This window comes from Mycobacterium sp., assembly GCF_035570115.1.
GTDB lineage: Bacteria > Actinomycetota > Actinomycetes > Mycobacteriales > Mycobacteriaceae > Mycobacterium.
Genome location: NZ_DATMLH010000317.1, coordinates 1 through 4,916, shown reverse-complemented (window position 1 = coordinate 4,916; position 4,916 = coordinate 1). Strand labels below are relative to the sequence as shown.

At 63.4% G+C, this 4,916-nt stretch carries 6 protein-coding genes; 2 read left to right on the top strand and 4 right to left on the bottom strand.

Going from position 1 to position 4,916, the window contains the following annotated elements:
* Positions 1–386, bottom strand: a 386-nt coding sequence (locus VNW74_RS29925) for a beta-ketoacyl synthase N-terminal-like domain-containing protein (protein ID WP_325683676.1), incomplete at its 3' end; no start/stop codon positions are given.
* An 81-nt stretch (positions 387–467) separates the two neighbouring features.
* Between VNW74_RS29925 and mce the strand changes: the two genes are divergently transcribed.
* Positions 468–950: a methylmalonyl-CoA epimerase gene (mce, locus tag VNW74_RS29920; protein WP_325683674.1), complete on the top strand. Its 483-nt coding sequence runs from the start codon at positions 468–470 to the stop codon at positions 948–950.
* Positions 951–953: 3 nt separating this feature from the next.
* Here mce and VNW74_RS29915 read toward each other — a convergent pair whose 3' ends face one another.
* Positions 954–1,250, bottom strand: a complete 297-nt coding sequence (locus VNW74_RS29915) for a hypothetical protein (protein ID WP_325683672.1) — start codon at positions 1,248–1,250, stop codon at positions 954–956.
* Positions 1,251–1,272: 22 nt separating this feature from the next.
* Positions 1,273–1,944, bottom strand: a complete 672-nt coding sequence (gene nucS, locus VNW74_RS29910) for an endonuclease NucS (RefSeq protein WP_325683670.1) — start codon at positions 1,942–1,944, stop codon at positions 1,273–1,275.
* 49 nt (positions 1,945–1,993) lie between these two features.
* On the opposite strand from nucS, the gene VNW74_RS29905 reads away from it, so the two are divergent.
* Positions 1,994–3,598 (top strand): adenylate/guanylate cyclase domain-containing protein, encoded by a 1,605-nt coding sequence (locus VNW74_RS29905; RefSeq protein WP_325683668.1) that lies wholly within the window; start codon positions 1,994–1,996, stop codon positions 3,596–3,598.
* 240 nt (positions 3,599–3,838) lie between these two features.
* Here VNW74_RS29905 and VNW74_RS29900 read toward each other — a convergent pair whose 3' ends face one another.
* A complete protein-coding gene (locus VNW74_RS29900) occupies positions 3,839–4,192 on the bottom strand; it encodes a nuclear transport factor 2 family protein (RefSeq protein ID WP_325683666.1) in 354 nt (117 codons plus the stop codon).
* Between the last annotated feature and the right edge of the window lie 724 nt (positions 4,193–4,916).

The window sequence follows — 4,916 nt, the reverse complement described above, 5'->3', positions numbered from 1 at the left end:
CGGCTATCCATCAGCAAATGCGGCGCCTTGGTCATGGACTCCTGGCCGCCGGCCACCACCACGTCGAACTCACCTGCCCGAATGAGCTGGTCAGCCAGTGCGATGGCGTCGAGACCGGACAGGCACATCTTGTTGATGGTCATCGCCGGAACATCCCAACCGATACCGGCGGCTACCGCCGCCTGCCGGGCGGGCAACTGACCGGCCCCGGCGGTCAGCACCTGTCCCATGATCACGTACTCGACCGCCGATGCGGGCACATTGGCCTTCTCCAGGGCTCCGGCGATCGCGATGGCGCCCAGATCACTGCCCGAGAAATCCTTCAGCGAACCCATTAACTTGCCGATCGGGGTTCGGGCTCCAGCAACGATCACCGATGTCGTCATGACTACCTCCAGAGGGGGGCCTAACTGCCGATCCTGCGGATCGGAGAGACAGAATCTTTCTCGTCAGGTTACCGTTACGTTATGACCACCGATCAAGTTGACGTCCGTCAAGTACTCGCCACCGCGTTGGTGACGGCCGTTGACCATGTCGGTATTGCGGTCCCTGACCTCGACGCCGCAATCGCGTGGTACCACGACCACCTCGGGATGATCGTGTTGCACGAGGAAATCAACGAAGATCAGGGCATTCGCGAGGCGATGCTATCGGTGCGCGGCGCTCCGGTCGGCAGCGCACAGGTGCAGCTGATGGCCCCGCTCGACGAGTCGTCGACGATCGCGAAATTCATCGGCAAGCGCGGGCCCGGCATCCAGCAGTTGGCTTACCGGGTCAGCGACCTCGAGAGCCTCACCGACCGGCTGCGCGAGCAGGGCGTCCGCCTGCTCTACGAGGCGCCGCGGCGCGGCACAGCGAACTCGCGGATCAACTTCATCCACCCCAAGGACGCCGGCGGCGTTCTGGTCGAGTTGGTTGAACCGTCCGCCGATTCAGACTCTGATCACTAGCCACTAGGACCACCTTCGGGTCGGCGCGCGGGTTGCCCGATTGGCCCAGCACGGCGTGTGCCAGTGCCGCCGGTCATCGACCGCGACCTCTCCGGAATCTGCTAACCACACCACCACATGAGCTGTGCCCGATCGGATTTCGTGGTCGCATCCGGGGCACCGATACGTCTTGACAGCCCGCGCGGCGGCGACCGGTCGCACTTCGTAGTCGTGCCCGTCGGGCCCGGTTTCCACCCGGCGTTGCACCGGCAGCGGCCGTAGCGGCTGCCGCCCGCGCGGTGGGGTCCGGCGCCGAGGCATGGCACCAGTCTAGTGAGACGCCTCAGAACAGCCGGTATTCGTCGGAATCCATGCCACGCATCTCGTCGTAATCCAATGTCAGACAACGGATTCCGCGATCAGTTGCCAAGGTCTTTGCCTGCGGCTTGATCTGCTGGGCGGCGAATACGCCCCGCACCGGCGCGAGCACACTGTCGCGGTTGAGCAGCTCGAGGTAGCGGGTGAGCTGCTCGACGCCGTCGATCTCCCCGCGGCGCTTGATCTCCACTGCGACCGACCGGCCCTGTTCGTCGCGGCACAGCAGGTCGACCGGTCCGATCGCCGTCATGTACTCACGGCGCACCAAGGTATATCCGGCGCCAAGCAACTCGACGTGCTCGGCGAGTAACGCTTGCAGGTGAGCTTCAACGCCGTCTTTGACCAGCCCGGGATCGACCCCTAAGTCATGGCTGGAGTCGTGCTCGACGTCCTCGAGGGTGATGCGCAATTGCTCGCCGGCTTTGTTCTGCACCACCCAGACTGGCAGCGCGCCGTCGTGCTCTTCGGTGAGCCAACACGGTGGACTCATCCAGTTCAGCGGCTTGTAGGCGCGGTCGTCGGCGTGCACGCTCACCGAGCCATCCGCCTTGACCAGCAATAGTCGGCGTGCCGATGGCAGATGAGCGGTGAGTCGACCGAGATAGTCGACCGTGCACTGGGCGATGACGAGACGCACGCGACTCACCTTAAGTGCCGGCCACTGGACGAATTAGGCTGACGCCAACATGATGGCCACGCGAACGGTCGCACAACGGCTGGGCCGGCTTCTGGAGATGGTCACCCGACAGAGCGGTCGGCTGCCAGAGACCCCGGCATACGGCTCCTGGCTGCTCGGGCGCCCGTCGGAAAGTCAGAGCCGCCGCAGGGTACGCATTCAGCTCATTCTTACCGTCTTCATCCTCGGGACCAACGTCGTCGGAATCGCCGTCGCGTTGCTGCTACTGACCGTCGCCTTCCCGGCGCCCAGCATCTTCAGCGACGCACCGCTGTGGATCACCTTCGCCGTCGGGCCGGCGTACGTCGGTGTGGCGCTCGCGCTCGGGACGTACTGGATAACCCGGCGGACAATCGGCGTGCTGCGGTGGGCGATTGAGGAGCGCAAGCCGACGCCCGCCGACGAACGCAGCACGTTTTTGACCCCGTTCTGGTTGGCGCTCGGCGTTCTCATCCTCTGGGGGCTCGGGGCGGCGTTGTTGACCACGCTCTACGGGCTGGCCGACAGCACGTTCATCCCGATCGTGGGTTTCTGCGTCAGCTTCTGCGGCATTCTGGTGTCCACCGCGTGTTATCTGTTGACCGAGTTCGCGCTGCGTCCAGTGGCCGCGCAAGCGCTCGAGGCGGGGCGAGTTCCACGGCGATTGGCACCGGGGATCATGGGCCGGACGCTGACGGTCTGGTTACTGAGTTCCGGTGTGCCGGTTCTCGGCATCGCGCTGACCGCATTCTTCGCTTTGACGCTGCGGAATCTGACCGAGACCCAGTTCGGTGTGGCGGTGCTGGTTATCGCGACCGCAACGCTGGTCTTCGGTTTCGTCTTGATGTGGATCTTGTCCTGGCTGACCGCGACGCCGGTGCGGGTGGTGCGCGCCGCACTCAAGCGCGTCGAAAAGGGCGATCTGCGAGGTGATCTGGTGGTCTTCGACGGAACAGAGCTCGGCGAGCTGCAGCGTGGCTTCAACTCGATGGTCGACGGCTTGCGCGAACGCGAACGAGTGCGCGACCTGTTCGGCCGTCATGTCGGACGCGAAGTCGCCGCGGCCGCCGAGCGGGAAAAACCAAAACTCGGCGGCGAAGAACGCCACGTCGCAGTCGTTTTCGTCGACATCGTCGGCTCGACGCAACTGGTGACAAGCCGCCCCGCCGCGGAAGTCGTGCAGCTGCTGAACCGCTTCTTCGCGGTGGTCGTCGAAGAGGTGGACCGCAATTGCGGACTGGTCAACAAATTCGAGGGCGATGCCGTGCTGGCAGTATTCGGCGCTCCTAACCGTCTCGACCGGCCGGAGGACCACGCGCTGGCTGCCGCCCGCGCCATCGCTAGTCGCCTCGACAGCGAGGTACCCGAGTGCCCAGCCGGAATCGGGGTGACCGCCGGGCAAGCCGTCGCCGGGAATGTGGGCGCCAAAGAGCGGTTCGAATACACGGTGATCGGCGAACCAGTCAACGAAGCCGCCCGACTGTGCGAACTGGCGAAGGATGAACCTGGTCGACTATTGGCATCCTCGGACGCCGTCAACGCCGCCAGCGAAAGCGAGCAAGCCCGTTGGTCGTTGGGCGAGACGGTGACGCTGCGCGGCCATGGCCAGCCGACACGGCTGGCAGCACCCGTGTAGCCGGTATCACTGAGCGCTCGACCGTCAGCCCGGTTCGGCCATCCGGTCAACGACGACGATGTCGGTTTCCGCCAGTAATTTTCAGCGGTGCTGGTCAGCGGCGCGCACCCTGTCTGAACTGCGAAAGCGACATCACATGGAAATTGTGGCCACGGACCGCTCGGCGAGCGTCCACCGGACCGCGTGGACGGCGAAATAGCAGAACTCATACCGGCGCGGCCATGACGACCAGCGCCGCCTTTACTCGTCGAAGAACGCGTACATCAATTCGGCTCTTCCGTCGGCGGCGAGCCGGAGGAAATCCTGGCCCGTCGCCACAGTGGAGCCATCGTGTTCTCTGAGGACGAACGGAAGCCGGACGTAATCGCCGATCAGTTGCACCGGGCCATCGACGAAGAACCCCGTGCCGGGGTATTTCCCTTGGAGATGATCGCTGTATTTCTCCAGTTCGTCATAACCTCTAGCTTGGCCGAACGGGCTGCGGAACTCCACGTCAGGAGCAAGATACGTCTCGATCGAAGACCTGCGGGACTGCGGATCGCGATCCATCCACATTGCTAATAACTTACCCATAGATGCGGCAAGATCGGTCACGATCACTCCTCGCGCTGTTAGTAACGTACGCCGAGGACGATATTAGCCCACCCCTACAAATTTCTCGATCGTCCTGACTCGACGCAGGTAAGAAAACGGTTATGCGCCAACCGAATTGAGACAGAGCAACCTCGTTGACCTTGCCCGGCCTGACTCAGCCCTGCTGACCCTCCTGACCTTCGAAGATCGACGACATCCGCTCCAACATCACGCGGTCGCGGGAGTCCGCGGACCGTGCCCAGGCGACCACAAAGGTTGGGAGATAGCAGATTACGCGAAAGCGTCCTCGCCGTTTGGCAAGCCGTGACTGATTCAATACCAGTATCGCGCACCAGCTTCGAAGCAGTTCAGAGGCGGTTTTCTAGCCGCGGTCAGCCCGCGTGACCTCGATATGACCTGACTGTCGGTGGCATGTGCTCGCTGTCAATGAGCCGCTGGTCATCCCCGGCGTGACCAGCTGGCTAGGCAACCATTAAATGGAAACACCGAGGGATACGCGAGGGACGGAACAAGTGAAGTAGTGGACTACTCGTGCCCGCGTGCGGCAAGTGGAGGATGGTCGGTTGGGATCAGCTAGTGTCGGGGTTAGGTGGTGGCTCGTGCCGAAGATCGGTGAGCATGCGGTGGTTCTCGGCGCAAGCATGGGCGGACTATTGGCCGCGAGGGTGCTTTCCGACTTTTATGAGACGGTCACCGTGGTGGAGCGGGACGTGTTGCCCGACGA